We start from the raw sequence: 19,092 nt of genomic DNA on the forward strand, positions 1-19,092 counted from the left end.
TTTTGTTTCTTGGTGCTCAACGGCCTATGGCAAACACCACCGGCGTACGGTTGTCGGGAGGCGCGTTGCGCTGGCGCCATTCGCGCACCAGATGGCTTTCAATGCGTGCTGTCTCCAGCGTCAATCCGCTGGCCAGGGCCAGCCTGGTATTCGGTTGCAAGGTTTGCAGCAATGCCTGCCAGAGGGCGGCATTGCGGTAAGGGGTCTCGATGAACTGCTGGGTCTGGCCGTGACGCAGGGCCAGGCTCTCCAGCTCCTTGATGCGGGCCGTGCGCTCGGAGCCATCCTGAGGCACGTAGCCGACAAAGGCGAAATTCTGGCCGTTGAGGCCGCTGGCTGCCAGGCCCAGCAGCAGCGACACCGGTCCCGTCAGCGGCACGACGCGAATGCCCAGGTCATGGGCGGCACGCACGATGGAGCTGCCGGGGTCTGCCACGGCGGGCATGCCCGCCTCGCTGATCAAACCCATGTCCTGTCCGGCCAGGGCCGCTGCCAGCAGGGGCTTGGGGTCGAAGACGGCCGCGCCCTTGTTGCCATGGTCGCCTTTTTTATGGGCTTCACGTGGCAACTCGACAATGTTCTGGGCCTGCAACGGAGCAGCCAGCGGAAACAAGGCATCGATGCGCTTGAGATAGGCGCGTGCGGTTTTGGCGTTTTCGCTGATCCAGTGAGTCAGGGAGGCGGCGCGGCGCAGCGTGCCCTCGGGCAGCACCTCGGTCAAAGCGGTCTGGCTTTCGCAGCCGAAATCGAGCGGAGCAGGTACCAGATAAAGGGTGCCCGCTTTGCTTTTCGATGTTTCGCTCATGGCAGAACCACTCCTGCGGCACGCAGCAACTGGCAGGTGCGGATCAGCGGCAGGCCTATCAGTGCCGTGGGGTCGTCGCTGACGATGGCATCCAGCAGGGCGATGCCCAGGCCTTCGCTCTTGGCCGAGCCTGCGCAGTCATAGGGCTGCTCGGTGCGCAGATAGCGCTCGATCTCAAGGTCGTTCAGTTCGCGAAAGCGCACTTGCACCGTGACCACGCTGGATTCCGTGAAGCCGGTTTCGGCACAGCTCACGCAGACGCCGGTGTGGAAATTCATCTGGCGGCCGCTCATCTGGCGCAGCTGTTCGGTGGCGCGCTCGTGGGTGCCGGGCTTGGACAGGGGCTGGCCATCGAGCTCGGGCACCTGGTCGGAGCCGATCACAATGGCGCCGGGGTGCAACTGGGCCACGGCCTGTGCCTTGGCTATGGCCAGGCGCAGACTCAGATCGTGGGGCATTTCGTCGCTGAGCGGGGTTTCATCCACTTCTGGAGACACCGTCTCGAACGGCAGTTGCAGGCGGCTGAGCAGCTCACGGCGGTACCGCGAGGTGGAGCCAAGAATCAATGGACGCTCAAGTCGTCCGGCAATCAATAAGTCGGGCATTGCGGGATTCTCTTACACTGGCTGCATGAGCAAGGATTTTTCTGCGACCCGGCTGGACGTGCGTGCTTTCGCGCAGGCTGAAGGTCATCTGCATGGTCAGGCACCATTGTCGGACTTCAAGCGTCTGGCGGCCGATGCGTTGGCGATTACCGGCGAGCAACCCCTGGTGCGCTGGGAAGCCGAAGGCGAGCTGGTGGAGCAAAAAGGCGGCAGCGGCCATGTGTGGCTGCATCTGAGTGCCGAGGTGGCTTTGCCGCTGACCTGTCAGCGCTGCCTGACTGAGGTCGATATTCCCCTTTACGTGGATCGGTCATTTCGCTTCGTTCCGGACGAAGCGACGGCAGAACTGGAAGATGACGACAGCGATGAGGATGTGCTGGCATTGAGCAGCGAGTTCAATCTGCTGGAGCTGATCGAGGACGAGTTGCTGATGGAAGTGCCTGTAGTGCCTCGCCATGAGGTCTGCCCGGTCCCCGTCAAGCTGGAGGTCAGCGATGACGCCTTCGAGCAGGCCAGTGAGCAAAAGGAAAACCCTTTTGCCGTGCTGCAATCTCTCAATGTAGGCAAGTCTGCCGACTGATCCATCCCATAGCACGGTGGGGATTTGATTTTGCCTGGGCCGCGAAAAGCGTTTGCGCTATAATCGTGAGCTTCGCGCGAAACCCCCTCGTGTCTTTAATGGGCTGATCGCGTTTTTTTAGGACTTGCACGGACAAGGGCGCACTCTCACTCTCGGAGGGGGCGTCGAAAGGCAGAGTTTTTTGCCCGGTCTTGCTGTGTGAGTCGTGTTACCAACCCTTTCAAGATACACAGGAGCCATCATGGCTGTTCAGCAAAACAAGAAGTCTCCCTCCAAGCGCGGCATGCACCGTTCGCACAACGCACTGAATGTGCCTGGCATCGCTGTCGAAGCCACTACCGGCGAGACACACCTGCGCCACCACATCAGCCCCAACGGCGTGTACCGTGGCCGTCAAGTGCTGAAGAACAAGTCCGAAGCCTAAGCGACGACTGCATTCGCAAAGCCTGTTGCTACATTTTTTGTAGCAACAGGCTTTTGTTTTTATGGGAGATATTTGCAAAGCCTGTCATGACGGGCATGGCTGCAAAATCTCAATGCTGGTTTTGCAAATAGCTTCTGTTGTGGTCCTCGGATCCTTCAATTCATCATCCCAAGCCTAATTGGATTTGTCAGTCGCCCATGATTAATTTGGCTGTTGACTGCATGGGGGGCGATCATGGCCCCCGCGTCACGCTGGCCGCGTGCCGTCAGTTTTTGAATTCACACCCCGATGCGCATCTGCTGCTGGTCGGCAAGGCCGAGGAGTTGGCCGGCTTCAAGCATGAGCGCGTGACCATTGTTCCCGCCACGGAGGTGGTGAGCATGGATGATCCCGTGGAAATAGCTCTGCGCAAGAAAAAGGACTCGTCCATGCGCGTGGCCGTGCAGCAGGTCAAGAATGGAGCGGCTCAGGCGGCTGTGTCCGCCGGCAATACCGGGGCGCTGATGGCGATCTCGCGCTATCTGCTCAAGACTCTGGATGGCATCGATCGTCCCGCGATTGCCTTCGGCTTGCCCAATGCCAAGGGCAGTGACACCACCATGCTGGACCTGGGGGCCAATGTGGACTGCACGGCAGAGCATCTGCTGCAGTTTGCGGTCATGGGCTCGGCCCTGGTGTCAGCACTCAAGAACACCGAGGCGCCCAGCGTCGGTCTGCTCAATATCGGCGAAGAGCTGATCAAGGGCAGTGAAGTCATCAAGCGCGCCGGCGAGTTGCTGCGCGCTGCAGGCGATGCGGGCAATCTCAACTTCTACGGAAATGTGGAAGGCAACGACACCTTCAAGGGTGTGGTGGACATTGTCGTGTGCGATGGTTTCGTTGGTAACGTTGCACTCAAGACCACCGAGGGGGTAGCCTCGATGATTTCGGGGATTCTCAAGGAAGAGTTCAAGCGCAACATCTTCACCAAGATGGCTGCCATCATTGCTTATCCGGTGCTATCTGCGCTGATGAAGCGTGTTGATCACCGTCGTTACAACGGCGCTGCGTTGCTGGGTCTGCGAGGGCTGGTCTTCAAAAGCCATGGCTCGGCTGATGCAATGGCATTCGAGCATGCTTTGAACCGCGCGTATGATGCGGCACGCAACAACCTGCTTGACCGTGTCCGCAGCCGTATTGCTGCTGCCGCACCTTTGCTGCTGGCAGCGCAGACGGAATCTGGAACTTCGGCGCCCTGATAGAAGACATGAGACGCTACGCACGCATCATTGGCACCGGCAGTTACCTGCCGCCCCGCCGCCTGACCAATAACGACCTCGCAGCCGAGCTGGCTCAGCGCGGCCTGGAAACCTCGGACGAGTGGATCGTCGAACGCACGGGCATTCGTGCCCGCCACTTCGCCGAGCCCGATGTGACCAGCAGCGACCTGGCTCTTGAGGCCAGCCGCAAGGCCATCGAGGCCGCAGGCATCGAGGCTTCGGACATCGATCTGATCATTGTCGCCACGTCCACTCCGGACATGGTGTTTCCCTCGACGGCCGCCATCCTGCAGCACAAGCTGGGCATCAGCAATGGCTGCCCGGCCTTCGATGTGCAGGCCGTGTGCAGCGGTTTCGTCTATGCCCTGACGGTGGCCGATTCCATGATCCAGACCGGCGCTGCCAAGCGCGTGCTGGTGGTGGGCTCCGAAGTCTTCAGCCGTATCCTGGATTTCAACGACCGCACGACCTGCGTGCTGTTCGGTGATGGCGCAGGCGCCGTGGTGCTGGAGGCTTCCGACGAGCCTGGCATTCTGGCTACCGAGCTGCATGCCGATGGCAGCCATGTGGGCATTCTCTGCGTGCCGGGCAATGTCTCCGGCGGCAATGTGCTGGGCGACCCCTTGCTCAAGATGGACGGTCAGGCTGTCTTCAAGCTGGCGGTGAGCGTGCTGGACAAGGCGGCTCGCTCCGCGCTGGATAAAGCGGGTCTGACGGATGCCGACATCGATTGGCTGATCCCGCACCAGGCCAATATCCGCATCATGCAAAGCACGGCGCGCAAGCTCAAGCTGTCCATGGACAAGGTGGTGGTGACCGTCGATCAGCATGGCAACACCTCGGCGGCTTCGATTCCTCTGGCACTCGATCACGGCGTGCGCAGCGGACAGGTCAAAAAAGGCCAGACCGTGCTGCTCGAAGGGGTAGGCGGTGGCTTCACCTGGGGTGCGGTGCTCCTCAAGATGTAGCTGTAGACGCAATATAAATAAGCGTTTCAGGCAATTTTTATACTAAGAAATATGAAGAAATTCGCATTTGTATTTCCTGGCCAGGGTTCGCAGTCCGTGGGCATGCTGGATGGCTGGGGGGATCATCCCGTCGTGGCTCAGACCGTGGCCGAAGCCTCCGAGGCTCTGGGCGAGGATGTGGGTCTGCTGATCAAGCAAGGCCCCAAGGAAGCTCTGGCGCTGACCACCAATACCCAGCCCGTGATGCTGGTTGCCGGTGTTGCGGCCTGGCGTGTCTGGCAGGCAGAAGGCGGTGCACTGCCAGATGCCGTGGCCGGTCACTCCCTGGGTGAATACTCGGCGCTGGTCGCTTCCGGCGTGCTGACGCTGGCTCAGACAGCTCCGCTGGTGCGTCTGCGTGCCGCAGCCATGCAGGATGCCGTGCCCGTTGGCACGGGTGGCATGGCGGCCGTGCTGGCCCTGGATGCCGAAAAGGTCAAGGCGGTCTGCGCCGAAGTGACGGCCCAGCTGGGCGGTGCCGAAGTGGTGGAAGCCGTGAACTTCAACGATCCCGGTCAGACCGTGATCGCCGGCAGCAAGCTGGCCGTGGAGAAGGCCTGTGAAGCGGTCAAGGCTGCTGGCGCCAAGCGCGCCCTGCCTCTGCCGGTCTCCGCACCTTTCCACTCCAGCCTGATGAAGCCTGCTGCAGAAAAGCTCAAGGCCGCGCTGGCCGAGCTGACGCTGGCTACTCCCCTGATTCCCGTCATCAACAATATCGACGTCACCGTCCAGACGGACGCTGATGCGATTCGCGATGCCCTGTATCGTCAGGCCTTTGGTCCGGTGCGCTGGGTGGAGTGCGTGCAGGCCATCAAGGCTCGCGGCGTGACCCATATCGTGGAATGTGGACCCGGCAAGGTGCTGGCCGGCATGGTCAAGCGTATTGACGCCGACCTGACGGGTGTTCCCCTGTTTGATACAGCCACCCTGGCTGACGTGAAAGAATTGCTCGCATGACTGATAACCAGACCAAGCCCCAGGTTGCCCTGGTCACCGGTGCCACCCGTGGCATTGGTGCCGCCATCGCGCAGGAGCTGGCCTCCAAGGGCTATCAAGTGATTGGCACGGCCACATCGGATGCTGGTGCTGAAAAGATCAGCCAGGCTCTGTCCGCCTTCGGTGGCCGTGGTGTCACGCTGAACGTGACCGACGGCGCTGCCGTGGATGCCCTGATCGACTCCATCGTCAAGAATGACGGCGGCCTCCATGTGCTGGTCAACAACGCAGGTATTACCCGCGATACCCTGGCGATGCGCATGAAGGATGACGATTGGGATGCCGTCACCGACACCAATCTGAAGGCTGTTTTCCGAGTCAGCCGTGCGGCTATTCGTCCCATGATGAAGCAGCGTTTCGGCCGCATCATCAGCATCACCAGCGTGGTCGGTGCCTCGGGCAATGCCGGTCAGGCCAACTACGCTGCAGCCAAGGCTGGCGTGGCTGGCATGACCCGTGCTCTGGCCAAGGAGTTGGGCAGCCGCGGCATCACCGTGAACTGTGTGGCCCCAGGCTTCATCGCCACGGACATGACGGCAGATCTGCCAGAGGCGCAAAAGGCTGCGCTCAAGGCGCAGATCGCCATGGGTGATCTGGGTCAGCCCAGCGACATCGCGCATGCCGTGGCCTATCTGGCTTCTGCCGGTGCTGGCTATGTGACGGGACAAGAATTGCACGTCAACGGTGGCATGTACATGTAAGAAATTTCGGCAGTTTGCGCGGTGTTTGCCGCACTTGCTGCCAGAAGCTGAACACTTTTGCAAGTTCAGTGGCCGTTTCCTCGCGACGGCCAGCCGCCAAGGGGCTTCTCCCGAAACGGCTAGAATCGCGGGTTCATTCACAACCCCCTGAGGGAAACCATGAGCGATATCGAAGCACGTGTCAAAAAAATCATTGCCGAACAACTCGGCGTTGAAGAGTCCCAAGTGACCAACGAAAAGGCCTTCGTGGCTGACCTGGGCGCTGACTCCCTGGACACAGTGGAACTGGTGATGGCCCTGGAAGATGAATTCGGCATCGAGATCCCTGACGAAGACGCAGAGAAGATCACGACGGTGCAAAACGCCATCGACTACGCCAATACCCACCAAAAGGCCTAAGGTCTTTTTTCAGCGATCAGTTAAAGGTTTGAACGCATGAGCCGTCGTCGCGTTGTCGTGACCGGTCTGGGCTGCATCTCCCCCGTGGGTAACACGGTGGGCGAAGCCTGGGCCAATCTTTTGGCCGGCCAGTCCGGTATTGACCTCATCACCAAGTTCGATGCGTCGAACTTCTCCTGCAAGATTGCAGGTGAGGTCAAGGGATTTGAGGTGGAGAAGTACATGAGCGCCAAGGATGCGCGCTCCATGGATAGCTTCATTCATTACGGCATTGCGGCTGCGGAGCAAGCCATTCGAGACGCAGGCCTGCCCACAGGCGAAGCCCTGTCCGAAGACCTGGCCACGCGCATTGCCTGCGTGATCGGCTCGGGCATCGGCGGCCTGCCGCTGATCGAGAACACCCACGCAGAACTGGCTGCCCGCGGTCCGCGCCGCATCACGCCGTTCTTCGTGCCTGCTTCCATCATCAATATGGTGGCGGGGCATGTGTCCATGCGCTTCGGCTTCAAGGGGCCGAATCTGTCGATAGTGACAGCCTGCACCACAGGCCTGCACTGCATCGGCGAAGCAGGACGCATGATCGAATACGGCGATGCAGACATCGTCGTGGCCGGTGGCACGGAAGCCACTGTTTCGCCTCTGGGTGTCGGCGGCTTTGCCGCCATGCGTGCGCTATCCACGCGCAACGACGACCCCAAGGCTGCCTCGCGCCCCTGGGACAAGGACCGTGACGGCTTTGTCCTCGGCGAAGGTGCTGGTGTGCTGGTGCTCGAAGAGTACGAACACGCCAAGGCCCGTGGCGCCAAGATTTACGCGGAGCTGGCAGGCTTTGGCATGAGTGCCGATGCCGGTCACATGACGGCTCCCAACATGGACGGCCCGCGCCGCGCCATGCTCAATGCTCTGCGCAACGCCGGTGTGAACCAGGATCAGGTCAACTACCTGAATGCGCACGGCACCTCGACCCCGCTGGGCGATATCAATGAGTCCAACGCCATCAAGGCGGCCATGGGCGAGCATGCCAGCAAGCTGGTGGTCAGCTCGACCAAGTCCATGACCGGCCACCTGCTGGGCGGCGCTGGCGGCATCGAGAGCGTGTTCACCGTGCTGGCACTGCACGACCAGAAGATTCCTCCGACCATTAATCTGGTGAATCAGGATCCCGAGTGCGATCTGGACTATTGCGCCAACACGGCGCGTGACGCCAAGCTGGAAGTTGCAGTGAAGAACAACTTCGGTTTCGGTGGCACCAACGGTACCCTGGTCTTCAAGCGCGTCTAAGTCGCTTCGAGCAGCTTCTGCACAAGCCCGCACTGGCCCAGGCCTTGCGGGCTTTGTTCTATGTGCGGCTTGATCGTGCTTTCCCTAGCTTTGCGGCAGCCGGTTTTTCGCACATGGTCGGCCCATGAGTGCCCGCTACCATGCTCCAGCCGTTGCCTATATCTTCGTCCGGCCTGGCTGGGCCGGAGGACTGCTGCTGCTGACCGGGATGGTCTTGCTGATGGCTCTGCTGGCATGGTGCCTGCAAGTTCAGTCGGGCTGGTTGCAGGTGCTGTTGGCTTTACCGGCCTCGATCCTGGCTGCCGTGCTGCTTTGCGAGCAGTGGCGCAACTGGCCGCAAGGACATCTGCTCTGGAATGGAGAGTATTGGTTGCTGGAGGCCGAAAACCTGTCAACCGCTCGGTCACTTCCTGTGCGGCTGGCGGTGGGACTTGACGGTGGCAGCTGGCTTTGGATCAGTGTTTCGGATGTTTTGGTGTTCAGGACCAAGGGCGGCAGGCGCAAGCTGCTATGGATTTTCCTGTCTCAACGACACAGCCCCGAGCAGTGGGGAGACTTGCGGCGTGCGGTATATTCCTCCATCGTGCCGCTGGCAGAGCAGGGCTAGGCCCTCGCCGGTTATGGCAGCACGCCGCTTGGCCTTTCATGACACCTCCCGATTTTCCCACTCCCTCTGCCGACAGCGATCTGGCTCTGGTCGAACGAGCCAATGCTGGCGACACACGGGCTTTTGAGTTGCTGGTCATCAAATACCAGCGTCGCATCGAACGTCTGGTGGGTCGCATGGTGCGCGATGTCGATCTGGTGCCTGACATCACGCAGGAAACCTTCATTCGCGCCTACAAGGCCTTGCACCAGTTCCGCGGCGAGGCACAGTTCTACACCTGGCTGTACCGCATTGCCGTCAATACGGCCAAGAAGGCCTTGATGGAAATGCATCGCTCGCCGGTGATGACCGAGAGCGCGTTACACACTGGGGACGATGAGGATGAAACTTCTGTTCACAGACAGGAACTAACGACTCAGGAAACCCCGGAAACAGTGTTGGCGGCGCGTGAAATTGCCGAAGCCGTCAATGCCGCCATGGAGGCTTTGCCCGAGGATTTGCGCCAGGCGGTCACGCTGCGCGAAATCGAGGGGCTCAGCTATGAGGAAATCGCGCAGGCGATGGACTGTCCCATAGGCACGGTGCGCTCGCGCATCTTTCGGGCACGCGAGGCGATTTCGGCCAGGGTCAAGCCCTTGCTGGAGCGCCAGGGTGGAAAGCGTTGGTAGTACAGGCAAGACGAGCAGGTGAACTTCATGAATGACGATCTGATCAAGCAGGAACAGTTGTCGGCACTGGTGGATGGCGAGGCTTCCTCGGTCCAGATGCAGGCTGTGCTCTCCTATGCGGAAAGCGACGAAGGCCAGCAGTCCTGGGCCATGTACCACCTGATTGGCGATGTGCTGCGTTCTCCCGAGTTGGCTCATCACAGTCAGCACGATATTTTGAGCGGCGTGCGCGCCCATATGGAGCGCGAGCCGATCCGCGGCATTCATCTGCCCGGTGTGACCGCAGATGCGGCCAGCTCATTGAGCTTGGGCGGTCTGGAGCAGATCACAGCTGCCGAGGAGCGAGGCCAGGCGCTGGGCAACGGCGCAACCGTGGTCAGCCTGCCTGCACGTCAGGCGGCCAATGCATCGGTCTTTCGCTGGAAAATGGCTGCCGGCTTTGCCTCGGTTGCTGCCGTGGCCGCCGTTGGCTGGGGGGTCATGATCGCGGGCTCGGGGGGGCTGTACGGTCGCCAGGGTGGGGCGCAGCTCGCTGTTCTCAGCCCGAATGTCGTAGTGGCCGCTGCGCCTGCCGCATCATTGGGCTTGAGCCAGCCCGTTTCGGGCGGTGAAGAGACCGCCATGCCTCTGGGCTCGGAAGCCCAGTCCTCCACCGTGGTGGCAGTTGCTGGTCCCAACGGCCAGACCGTGATGCTGCGTGATCCGCGTCTGGACGAGTTGCTGGCTTCTCACCCCCAGCAAAGCAGCGTGCCCAATCTGCAGATGCCTGCCAGCTTTTTGCGCAATGCAAGCTTTGCCACGGCTACCCGTCATTGATGCTTCTCCGCACAGCAGTCTTAGGCCTGAAATGCAGGGTTTTCAGGCCTAAGCTTTTATGCAGCTTTCGTACGCAGCTATTGATTTAGGATCAGTTAGGTGCAGATACTGTTTGATCTGCGCCCGATTTCACGGACCGGAGCGCTTTCAGTTGATGGCGGCTTTTGCCAGAATGCGCTTCAATGCTCTCACCTGTTTTCTCTCATGGGTCTGATTTGGCGGCCCGTTCTGTCCGACGACTCGAACAAGGAATAAAAACGATGCGCACACCATCCTGGATGACGCTCAAATCCCGTGTTTCGGCTACAGCCATTGCCAGTTCGATGGCGATCGCGGCCCTGGCTGCAGGAGGCATGCTGCCGATTACTGCCGCTCATGCCCAAAGTGCTGCAACGGCGCGCGGGCTGCCGGACTTCACGGATCTTGTCGATCAGGTCGGCCCTTCGGTGGTCAACATCCGTACACTGGAGAAGGTCTCCAACAACAGCGCCGAAGCTCTGGGCATGGATGAAGATATGCTGGAGTTCTTCCGCCGCTTCGGCCTTCCCGTGCCCAATGTACCGCGTCAGCGCTCGCCCAAGGGCGGTCAGTCCGAGGAAGAGCAGCCACGTGGCGTGGGATCGGGCTTCATCCTCACGGCTGACGGCTATGTGATGACCAATGCCCATGTGGTCGATGGTGCCGATGAAGTCATTGTCACGTTGACCGACAAGCGCGAGTTCAAGGCAAAAATAGTCGGCGCGGACAAGCGCACCGATGTGGCTGTCGTCAAGATTGATGCCAAAGGGCTCCCCGCAGTCAAGATCGGCGATGTGAGCAAGCTGCGTGTGGGCGAGTGGGTCATGGCGATTGGCTCGCCCTTCGGACTCGAAAATTCGGTCACAGCCGGCATTGTCTCGGCCAAGCAGCGCGATACCGGCGACTATCTGCCCTTCATCCAGACCGATGTGGCCATCAATCCCGGCAACTCGGGCGGCCCGCTGATCAATATGCGCGGCGAGGTGGTGGGGATCAATAGTCAGATCTACTCGCGCTCGGGCGGCTTCATGGGCATCAGCTTTGCAATTCCCGTGGATGAAGCGATCCGTGTCAGCGATCAGCTGCGTGCCACCGGCAAGGTCACGCGCGGCCGTATCGGTGTGCAGATCGGCCCCGTGACCAAGGATGTGGCCGAGTCCATCGGTCTTGGCAAGCCCGAGGGCGCTCTGGTGTCGGCCGTCGAGCCGGACTCGCCTGCCGCAAAGGCCGGCGTGGAGGCGGGCGACGTGATCACCAAGTTCGATGGCAAGGCCATCGAGAAGGTCTCCGATCTGCCGCGTCTCGTGGGCAATACCAAGCCCGGCACCAAGAGCACCATTACCGTGCTGCGCCGCGGCAAGCTCAAGGAGTTGAGCATGGTGATTGCCGAAGTACCTTCCGACGAATCTGCCAAGACCAAGGCAGGCAACAGTGGTGCAGGCAAGACTCCATCCGGTACGCTGGAGAACAAGGCTCTGGGCCTGACGCTGAGCGAGCTGACGTCTGCACAGAAGAAGGAGCTGGCCATCAAGGGCGGCGTGCGCGTGTCGGCTGCGGTGGATGCCGCAGCCCGTGCCGGCCTGCGTGAAGGCGATGTGATTCTGCAATTGGCGAATGTGGAAGTCTCCGATCTCAAGAGCTTCGAGGCTGCCTGGGCCAAGGCCGACAAGTCCAAACCCGTCAATGTGCTGGTGCGCCGTGGTGACTGGGCGCAGTATGTGCTGATTCGCCCTGCCAAATAAATGTGGCGAAAAGCCTGCATGGGCTTGTTGCCATTTCGTGATCTGAAATGACAACAAGCCCTCAGCCTGTCAGTGCCCCTATGCCATTGGGTAGAATCCCACGCAAATGCATGGTGGTTGGACGCAAAAAATCACGCTGACAGGCGGTTTTCAAGCGGTGCAAAAGCCTTTGCAATCTCCGGCTGCTGATGGCTAAACGGTGTTTTCTGGTTTGTGGGTAATTTGTGGATAAATGAATTCGAAAATCACAAACCGAAACTTGTCAAGCCTTGCTGGGTCTTGGCTTGCGGCCAGTTTTGCCTACAATAAAGTCCCAACTATCGCAGTTGCCAGAGATTGTTGGTTAAGGGCGCGCCGCTTGAGGGACGCGCCCTTTTTTCTTGCTGCTGCAGGCCACTTTTTTCAATTCCAAAGCTGTCTTTCTCGTTGATGAATCACATCCGTAATTTCTCCATCATTGCGCACATTGACCATGGCAAGTCCACTCTGGCGGACCGCCTGATCCAGCGCTGCGGAGGCCTTGCCGACCGCGACATGGAAGCCCAGGTGCTGGACTCGATGGACATCGAGAAAGAGCGCGGCATCACCATCAAGGCCCAGACCGCCGCCCTGCAGTACAAGGCCAAGGACGGCAAGGTCTACAACCTGAACCTGATCGACACCCCTGGCCACGTGGACTTCTCCTACGAAGTCTCGCGCTCGCTGTCGGCCTGCGAAGGCGGTCTGCTGGTGGTCGATGCCTCCCAGGGCGTGGAAGCCCAGACAGTGGCCAACTGCTACACCGCGCTGGACCTGGGCGTGGAGGTGTTCGCTGTCCTCAACAAGATGGACCTGCCTCAGGCCGATCCCGAGAACGCCAAGGCCGAGATCGAGGACGTGATCGGTATCGATGCCAGTGATGCCATTCCCTGCTCGGCCAAGACCGGCATGGGCATCGACGAGATCCTGGAAGCCATCGTGGCCAAGGTGCCGGCCCCCAAGGGCAATCCCGATGGCCCGCTGCGTGCCATGATCGTGGACAGCTGGTTCGACCCCTATGTGGGCGTTGTGATGCTGGTGCGCGTGGTCGATGGCGAGCTCAAGAAGAATGAGCGCTTCAAGATGATGGCCAGCGGCGCTGCCTATGAAGCCAACAACATCGGCGTGTTCACCCCGGCCAACCAGCCACGCGACATGCTCAGGGCCGGCGAGGTGGGTTACATCATTGCCGGCATTAAGGAGCTGAAGGCCGCCAAGGTGGGCGACACCATCACGCTGGAAAAAAAGCTGCCCAACAACCAGGGTCCTGCCGAGAAGCCTCTGCCGGGCTTCAAGGAAGTCAAGCCCCAGGTTTTCGCGGGTCTGTACCCCACCGAAGCCTCTGAATACGACCAGTTGCGTGATGCGCTGGAAAAGCTGCAGCTCAACGATGCGGCGCTGCAGTTCGAGCCCGAAGTCTCGCAGGCTCTGGGCTTTGGCTTCCGCTGCGGCTTCCTGGGTCTGCTGCACATGGAAATCGTGCAGGAGCGCCTGGAGCGTGAGTTCGACCAGGATCTGATCACCACGGCCCCCAGCGTGGTCTACCAGGTGATCAAGGGCGATGGCGAGCTGATCGACGTGGAAAATCCGTCCAAGATGCCCGACATCGGCCGCATCCAGGAGATCCGCGAGCCCATCGTGACCGTGCACCTCTACATGCCGCAAGACTATGTGGGTCCGGTGATGACGCTGGCCAACCAGAAGCGTGGCGTGCAGATGAATATGCAATACCACGGCCGTCAGGTCATGCTGACCTACGAGATGCCTCTGGGCGAAATCGTGCTGGACTTCTTCGACAAGCTCAAGAGCGTCTCGCGCGGCTACGCCTCCATGGACTATGAGTTCAAGGAATATCGCGCTTCCGACGTGGTGAAGGTCGACATTCTGCTCAATGGCGAAAAGGTCGATGCGCTGTCCATCATCGTGCACCGCTCGCAGTCCGTTTACCGCGGCCGTGCCGTGGTGGCCAAGATGCGCGAGATCATCAGCCGCCAGATGTTCGATGTGGCCATTCAGGCAGCGATCGGCGCCAACATCATTGCGCGCGAGACCGTCAAGGCCATGCGCAAGAACGTGCTGGCCAAGTGCTATGGCGGCGACATCACGCGTAAGCGCAAGCTGCTTGAAAAGCAGAAGGCCGGCAAGAAGCGTATGAAGCAGATCGGTTCGGTGGAAGTGCCGCAGGAAGCCTTCCTGGCCATTCTGCAAGTGGAGGATTGATGCAAGTCATGCAGTGGATCACGGCCGCCATCCTGGCGGCCTTTGTAGGCTATATCGCGGCCTGGTACACCGGCTCCATCGAAGGCAACTTCGCACTGCTGCTGTTTCTGGCAACAGTGGTGACCGGGGTGTACTGGTTGGCCGAGCGCTTTTACTTCTGGCCTCGACGCCGCGCGGCTGCGGCTGCGCTGGAGCAGGCCGCGGTCGAGCGCCGCGCCGAGCTGGACCGCATGGGCATCGCCAAGACCGACATCGAAGTCTCCGAAGACGCCAAAGGTCGCATTCTCATGCAACCCTGGTGGCTGGATTGGACCGCCGGTCTGTTTCCGGTGATCGCCATCGTCTTCGTGCTGCGCTCCTTTCTGTTCGAGCCGTTCAAGATTCCCTCGGGCTCCATGATTCCGACGCTGATGGTGGGCGACCTGATCCTGGTCAACAAGTTCACCTACGGCATCCGCCTGCCCGTGATCAACAAGAAGATCATCGAAGGCAACAAGCCCCAGCGCGGCGATGTGATGGTGTTCCGCTACCCCCCCCAGCCCACGCTGGACTATATCAAGCGTGTGGTGGGAGTGCCCGGCGATGAGGTGGCCTATATCAACAAGCGCCTGAGCATCAACGGCAAGGAGCTGCCCACCCGCGAGCTGCCGGACTTTCTGGACCGTGACGTGATGCGTTACTTCAAGCAGTTCGAGGAAACCCTGGGCGAGCAGCCGCACCGCTCCATCGTCAACAACGATGTGCCGGCCTTCATCCAGGGGGCGAGCAACTTCGAGTACAAGGAAAACTGCCGCTACAGCGTGGAAGGCGTGACCTGCAAGGTGCCCGAAGGCTATTACTTCATGATGGGCGACAACCGCGACAACTCGCTGGATTCGCGCTACTGGGGCTTTGTGCCGGACCAGAACATCGTGGGCAAGGCCTTTTTTGTCTGGATGAACTTCGGTGATCTGAGCCGTATCGGCCGTTTCCACTGAGCATCGGCAATCGTTTCGTCATTTTTCTGGGATACACGGGCAGGAACATGCCCGGCTTGAGAGGGGAAAAGCATGAAAAATCTGGCATCGCGCTCCAGGCAGCGTGGTCTGTCCTTCATCGGTCTGGTGTTTCTCGTGGCCATCATCGTGGCGGTTGCCGCAATTGGCGCACAATCGGTGCCCGTCTTCCTGGAGTACCAGGCCATCACCAAGGCGGCCAACAAGGCCGCCGCTGAAGGCAGTACCGTTGCCGAAGTCAAGGCCAGCTTCGATCGTTCGGCCTCCATTGACGACTTCAAGTCCATCTCCGGCAACGATCTGAACGTGACCAAGGTCAACGACAAGATCGTCGTGGGCTTCGAGTATTCCCGTGAGATTCATCTGGCAGGCCCTGCCTACCTTGTTTACCGTTTCAAGAAATAGACCTTTCAGGTGGAACCTGCTCTAGTCGCTCTGCAGCAAAGGCTGCAACATCAATTTGCCAACCCGGCGCTGCTGCAGCGTGCCATCACGCACCGCAGCTTTTCGGCCGACAACAACGAGCGACTGGAGTTTCTGGGCGACTCGGTGCTGAGTCTGGCCATCTCCAGCTTGCTCTATGTCAAGCTGGCCTCCATGCCCGAAGGCGATCTCTCGCGTGTTCGCGCCAATCTCGTCAAGGAAGGCACGCTGCACAAGATTGCGCTGAAGTTGCAGCTGCCCGATCTGCTGCGTCTGGGCGAAGGTGAGGCCAAGTCCGGTGGCAAGCAGCGTCCCTCCATCCTGGCCGATGCCGTGGAGGCGCTGATCGGTGCCGTCTACCTCGATGCCGGCTTTGCCGCAGGCGAGAAAGTCGTCCACCACCTTTTCGAGGGCGTGGACATCAACCCCCATATGCGTGCGGCCGACAAAGACCCCAAGACCGCACTGCAGGAATTGCTACAGGGCAAGCGCATGAAGCTGCCGCAATACCATGTGGTGGAAATCAGTGGCGCGGCGCACAAGCAGACCTTCAAGGTCGAGTGCACGATTGCCGAATGGAATATCAGCGCCCAGGGCTCGGGAGCATCCCGTCGCATGGGCGAGCAGGCAGCCGCTGCTGCCTTGCTGGAAAAAGTGAAAGCCAAAAATCCATGACCGATGCTGCTAAGAAAAAGATAGCGGGCACCGCAGGTGCAGAAAAAGCCAAGGGCCCAAAAGGTCCCAAGTCTGTTACTACCGATATCAGCGACCCGAGCCTGGACTACATCAGCGCCATGCTGGCCGCTGCCAAGCCCGGTAGCACGCCGACTGCCATCCGCGACCAGGAAGAGGAGGCTCCGGCCCGCGTCTACGCGCCCGAAGAGCAGCGCTGCGGCCTGATCGCCATCGTCGGCAAGCCCAATGTGGGCAAGTCCACGCTGATGAACGCGCTGGTGGGCCAGAAGATCTCCATCACTTCGCGCAAGGCCCAGACCACGCGCCACCGGATCACCGGCATCCGCACCAAGGACGAGACCCAGTTCGTCTTTGTCGATACCCCCGGTTTCCAGACCAAGCATTCCACTGCCCTGAACAAGTCGCTCAACAAGACCGTGATGGGCGCCATCGGCGATGTGGACCTGATCCTGTTCGTGGTGGAGGCAGGCAGCTTCACGCTGGCCGATGCCAAGGTGCTGAGCCTGTTCAAGCCCGGCATTCCCACGCTCTTGATCGCCAACAAGCTCGACACCGTGGGTCGCCGCGCCGAGATCGCGCCCTGGCTGCGCGACATGCAGGAGCGCCATCCTTTTGCCGAGTTCGTACCCATGTCGGCCAAGAACAAAAAGGATATCGAGCGCATGTATGGCATTTGCGCCAAATACCTGCCGCAGCAGCCCTGGTTCTACGGCGAGGACGAACTGACCGACCGCAGCGAGAAATTCCTGGCTTCCGAGACTCTGCGCGAGAAGCTGTTCCGCTTCACGGGCGACGAGCTGCCCTATACCTCGACAGTTGTCATCGATAAGTTCGAGGAAGAGCCCAGCCCCAAGTTCGGTCGCTTCATGCGCATTGCAGCCACCATCGTGGTCGAGCGCGACGGTCACAAGGCCATGGTGATCGGTCAGGGCGGCGAGCGCCTCAAGCGCATCTCCACCGAAACCCGTCAGGAGCTCGAAAAGCTGCTCAATGCCAAGGTGTTCCTCGAAGTCTGGGTCAAGGTCAAGTCCGGCTGGGCCGACGATGAGGCCCGGGTCAAATCCTTCGGCTACGAGTAAAACTTTTTGACCCCCACGCTCGCTCACTGCGTGTGCCCGCTGCCCCCCGAGGGGGCCCTGACCCGGCTTAGGCCGGGTTTTGCCTTGGGGCGGCCCGGCGGCAAAACCGCCCCATTCACATTTTTGTTGTGGTACGGAGCAAGTCATGGCTAGCGCCAAACGCGTCGGCGACGAACCCGCATACATCCTGCACCAGTACGACTGGAGCGAATCCAGCCTGATTCTGGAGGTGTTCACACGTCATCGCGGGCGCGTGGCGCTTGCGGCCAAGGGCGTCAAGCGCCATACCTCCAACTTTCGCCCCGTGCTGCTGCCGCTGCAGCCGCTCAAGCTCAGCTACACGCTGGGAGCAGAGGGCAATGCCGAGATTCATAGCCTGAAGGGGGCGGAATGGGTGGGCGGCCATGTCATGCCCCAGGGCGATGCGCTGTGGTCGGGCATGTATCTGAACGAGCTGCTGCTGCGCCTGCTGGCGCGCGACGACCCTTATACGGCGCTGTTCGATATCTATGCCGGTGTGGTGCGCGTGCTGGCCGGCCAGCATGGCGGTACGACCGAGGCCATCGAACCCGTGCTGCGCGCCTTCGAGCTGGTGCTGCTGCGCGAACTCGGCCATCTGCCCGATCTGAGGCAGGAAAGCGCAACGCTCAGCCAGCTCAACAGTGTTTTGCGTTACACCCTGGTGGCCGACGGCGGCCTGCGCCAGGCCGCCGGTTACGAGCGCGCGGCGTTGAGCGGCCAGCAGTGGCAGGCCATAGAGCTGGCGCTGCAGGCCGAGCAGCCATTTCCGAGAACCCTGAACGCGCTGGCCGAGCCGGAGGTGGCCCAGGCCCTGAAGCCGCAATTGCGCCATCTTCTGCAATACCATTGCGGCTCAACCATGCTGCGCACCCGCCAGCTGATGATGGATCTGCAATCGCTATGAATACCCCTGCCTCCCCTCGCACCGCGCTTTCGGTCAATGTCAACAAGGTGGCGCTGCTGCGCAATACCCGCCATCTGGGCATTCCCTCGGTGACGCGTGCGGCGCAGATCTGCCTGGAGGCCGGAGCGCAGGGCATCACCATCCACCCGCGTCCCGATGAGCGCCATATCCGTGCGCAGGATGTGTTCGAGCTGCACGATCTGCTCAAGAGCTGGCCTGGCGCCGAGTTCAATATCGAGGGCAATCCCACGCAGAATCTGATGGATTTCATCCGCCAGACGCGTCCGCATCAGGCCACCTTCGTGCCCGACAGCGAAGACCAGTTCACCAGCGACCATGGCTGGAGCTTTCCCCTGGATGCCGAACGCCTTCAGCCGTTGATTGCCGAGTGCAAGGCCCTGGGCGTGCGCGTGAGCTTGTTCATGGACCCCGTTCCCGAGCAGATGGCGGCGGCCAAGGCCGTAGGTGCCGACCGCGTGGAGCTCTACACCGAGCCTTTTGCTGCCAACTGGGGCCAGGCCGAGCAGGAGCAGCAGCTGCAAACCTATGCCAGGGCCGCGCAGGCCGCGCTGGATGCGGGCCTGGGCATCAATGCCGGCCATGACCTCAATCGCGACAATCTGGCCGCCTTTGTGGCCCGGGTGCCCGGTCTGGCCGAAGTCTCCATCGGCCATGCGCTGATTGCCGATGCGCTGGAGCTGGGCTATGCCGAGACCGTCAAGGCCTATCAGGCCTGCATCGACGCCGGCATGGCAGGTAAAAATTCCTGAAAAGATAGCTGCCAGCGCTTTTTAGGTAAGCGTTTGAGGCCTTTTTCTCTATAAGGAG

21 protein-coding genes are annotated in these 19,092 nt (G+C 60.6%); 19 read left to right on the plus strand and 2 right to left on the minus strand.

Annotated features, from left to right (window positions below):
• Positions 1–16 precede the first annotated feature (16 nt).
• Entirely contained in the window at positions 17–805 is a 789-nt protein-coding gene (locus CSE6_RS03600; RefSeq protein ID WP_034353338.1) for an SAM-dependent methyltransferase, read from the minus strand.
• Positions 802–1,410 carry a Maf family nucleotide pyrophosphatase gene (locus CSE6_RS03605; RefSeq protein ID WP_059439910.1) on the minus strand — a complete coding sequence of 203 codons (609 nt, stop codon included), beginning with the start codon at positions 1,408–1,410 and terminating at the stop codon, positions 802–804. Before CSE6_RS03605 ends, CSE6_RS03600 begins: the two co-directional genes overlap by 4 nt.
• A gap of 25 nt (positions 1,411–1,435) precedes the next feature.
• Here CSE6_RS03605 and CSE6_RS03610 point away from each other — a divergent pair, with 25 nt between their 5' ends.
• The 19 genes from CSE6_RS03610 to CSE6_RS03700 all read left to right on the plus strand — a co-directional run bounded on the left by CSE6_RS03610 (position 1,436) and on the right by CSE6_RS03700 (position 19,034).
• On the plus strand, positions 1,436–1,990 hold the full coding sequence (locus tag CSE6_RS03610) for a DUF177 domain-containing protein (protein WP_059439911.1): 555 nt from the start codon (positions 1,436–1,438) through the stop codon (positions 1,988–1,990).
• Between the two features lie 241 nt (positions 1,991–2,231).
• The gene (gene rpmF / locus CSE6_RS03615; RefSeq protein ID WP_003058062.1) at positions 2,232–2,414 is read left to right on the plus strand and encodes a 50S ribosomal protein L32; all 183 of its coding nucleotides are present in this window, start codon (positions 2,232–2,234) and stop codon (positions 2,412–2,414) included.
• 197 nt (positions 2,415–2,611) lie between these two features.
• Positions 2,612–3,652 carry a phosphate acyltransferase PlsX gene (gene plsX, locus CSE6_RS03620; RefSeq protein ID WP_034353347.1) on the plus strand — a complete coding sequence of 347 codons (1,041 nt, stop codon included), beginning with the start codon at positions 2,612–2,614 and terminating at the stop codon, positions 3,650–3,652.
• Positions 3,653–3,660: 8 nt separating this feature from the next.
• Positions 3,661–4,641 (plus strand): beta-ketoacyl-ACP synthase III, encoded by a 981-nt coding sequence (locus CSE6_RS03625; protein WP_034389360.1) that lies wholly within the window; start codon positions 3,661–3,663, stop codon positions 4,639–4,641.
• 51 nt (positions 4,642–4,692) lie between these two features.
• Positions 4,693–5,637 carry an ACP S-malonyltransferase gene (gene fabD, locus CSE6_RS03630; protein WP_059439912.1) on the plus strand — a complete coding sequence of 315 codons (945 nt, stop codon included), beginning with the start codon at positions 4,693–4,695 and terminating at the stop codon, positions 5,635–5,637.
• Positions 5,634–6,377 (plus strand): 3-oxoacyl-ACP reductase FabG, encoded by a 744-nt coding sequence (gene fabG / locus CSE6_RS03635; RefSeq protein ID WP_003058052.1) that lies wholly within the window; start codon positions 5,634–5,636, stop codon positions 6,375–6,377. The genes fabD and fabG overlap by 4 nt, the downstream gene beginning before the upstream one ends.
• Positions 6,378–6,536: 159 nt before the next feature.
• Positions 6,537–6,776 (plus strand): acyl carrier protein, encoded by a 240-nt coding sequence (acpP, locus tag CSE6_RS03640; RefSeq protein WP_003058049.1) that lies wholly within the window; start codon positions 6,537–6,539, stop codon positions 6,774–6,776.
• 36 nt (positions 6,777–6,812) lie between these two features.
• Positions 6,813–8,057, plus strand: a complete 1,245-nt coding sequence (fabF, locus tag CSE6_RS03645) for a beta-ketoacyl-ACP synthase II (protein ID WP_034353357.1) — start codon at positions 6,813–6,815, stop codon at positions 8,055–8,057.
• Between the two features lie 124 nt (positions 8,058–8,181).
• A complete protein-coding gene (locus CSE6_RS03650; RefSeq protein WP_034378685.1) occupies positions 8,182–8,664 on the plus strand; it encodes a hypothetical protein in 483 nt (160 codons plus the stop codon).
• A gap of 38 nt (positions 8,665–8,702) precedes the next feature.
• Positions 8,703–9,332, plus strand: coding sequence for an RNA polymerase sigma factor RpoE (gene rpoE / locus CSE6_RS03655; RefSeq protein ID WP_003064186.1), 630 nt, complete (start codon positions 8,703–8,705; stop codon positions 9,330–9,332).
• Positions 9,333–9,359: 27 nt separating this feature from the next.
• On the plus strand, positions 9,360–10,148 hold the full coding sequence (locus CSE6_RS03660; RefSeq protein ID WP_059439958.1) for a sigma-E factor negative regulatory protein: 789 nt from the start codon (positions 9,360–9,362) through the stop codon (positions 10,146–10,148).
• A gap of 260 nt (positions 10,149–10,408) precedes the next feature.
• Positions 10,409–11,908 (plus strand): DegQ family serine endoprotease, encoded by a 1,500-nt coding sequence (locus CSE6_RS03665; protein ID WP_059439913.1) that lies wholly within the window; start codon positions 10,409–10,411, stop codon positions 11,906–11,908.
• Between the two features lie 429 nt (positions 11,909–12,337).
• On the plus strand, positions 12,338–14,146 hold the full coding sequence (gene lepA / locus CSE6_RS03670) for a translation elongation factor 4 (protein ID WP_059439914.1): 1,809 nt from the start codon (positions 12,338–12,340) through the stop codon (positions 14,144–14,146).
• Entirely contained in the window at positions 14,146–15,123 is a 978-nt protein-coding gene (gene lepB / locus CSE6_RS03675) for a signal peptidase I (RefSeq protein ID WP_034378688.1), read from the plus strand. Before lepA ends, lepB begins: the two co-directional genes overlap by 1 nt.
• A 72-nt stretch (positions 15,124–15,195) precedes the next feature.
• Entirely contained in the window at positions 15,196–15,546 is a 351-nt protein-coding gene (locus CSE6_RS03680; RefSeq protein ID WP_034378690.1) for a DUF4845 domain-containing protein, read from the plus strand.
• A gap of 9 nt (positions 15,547–15,555) precedes the next feature.
• Complete coding sequence (rnc, locus tag CSE6_RS03685) at positions 15,556–16,239, plus strand: ribonuclease III (RefSeq protein WP_059439915.1); 684 nt, start codon at positions 15,556–15,558, stop codon at positions 16,237–16,239.
• Positions 16,236–17,339 (plus strand): GTPase Era, encoded by a 1,104-nt coding sequence (era, locus tag CSE6_RS03690; protein WP_122974417.1) that lies wholly within the window; start codon positions 16,236–16,238, stop codon positions 17,337–17,339. The genes rnc and era overlap by 4 nt, the downstream gene beginning before the upstream one ends.
• Before the next feature lie 145 nt (positions 17,340–17,484).
• Complete coding sequence (recO, locus tag CSE6_RS03695) at positions 17,485–18,264, plus strand: DNA repair protein RecO (RefSeq protein ID WP_003064206.1); 780 nt, start codon at positions 17,485–17,487, stop codon at positions 18,262–18,264.
• Entirely contained in the window at positions 18,261–19,034 is a 774-nt protein-coding gene (locus CSE6_RS03700) for a pyridoxine 5'-phosphate synthase (RefSeq protein ID WP_059439916.1), read from the plus strand. The genes recO and CSE6_RS03700 overlap by 4 nt, the downstream gene beginning before the upstream one ends.
• Positions 19,035–19,092 lie beyond the last annotated feature (58 nt).

It is taken from the genome of Comamonas sp. E6 (assembly GCF_001010305.1).
Taxonomy (GTDB): domain Bacteria; phylum Pseudomonadota; class Gammaproteobacteria; order Burkholderiales; family Burkholderiaceae_C; genus Comamonas; species Comamonas thiooxydans.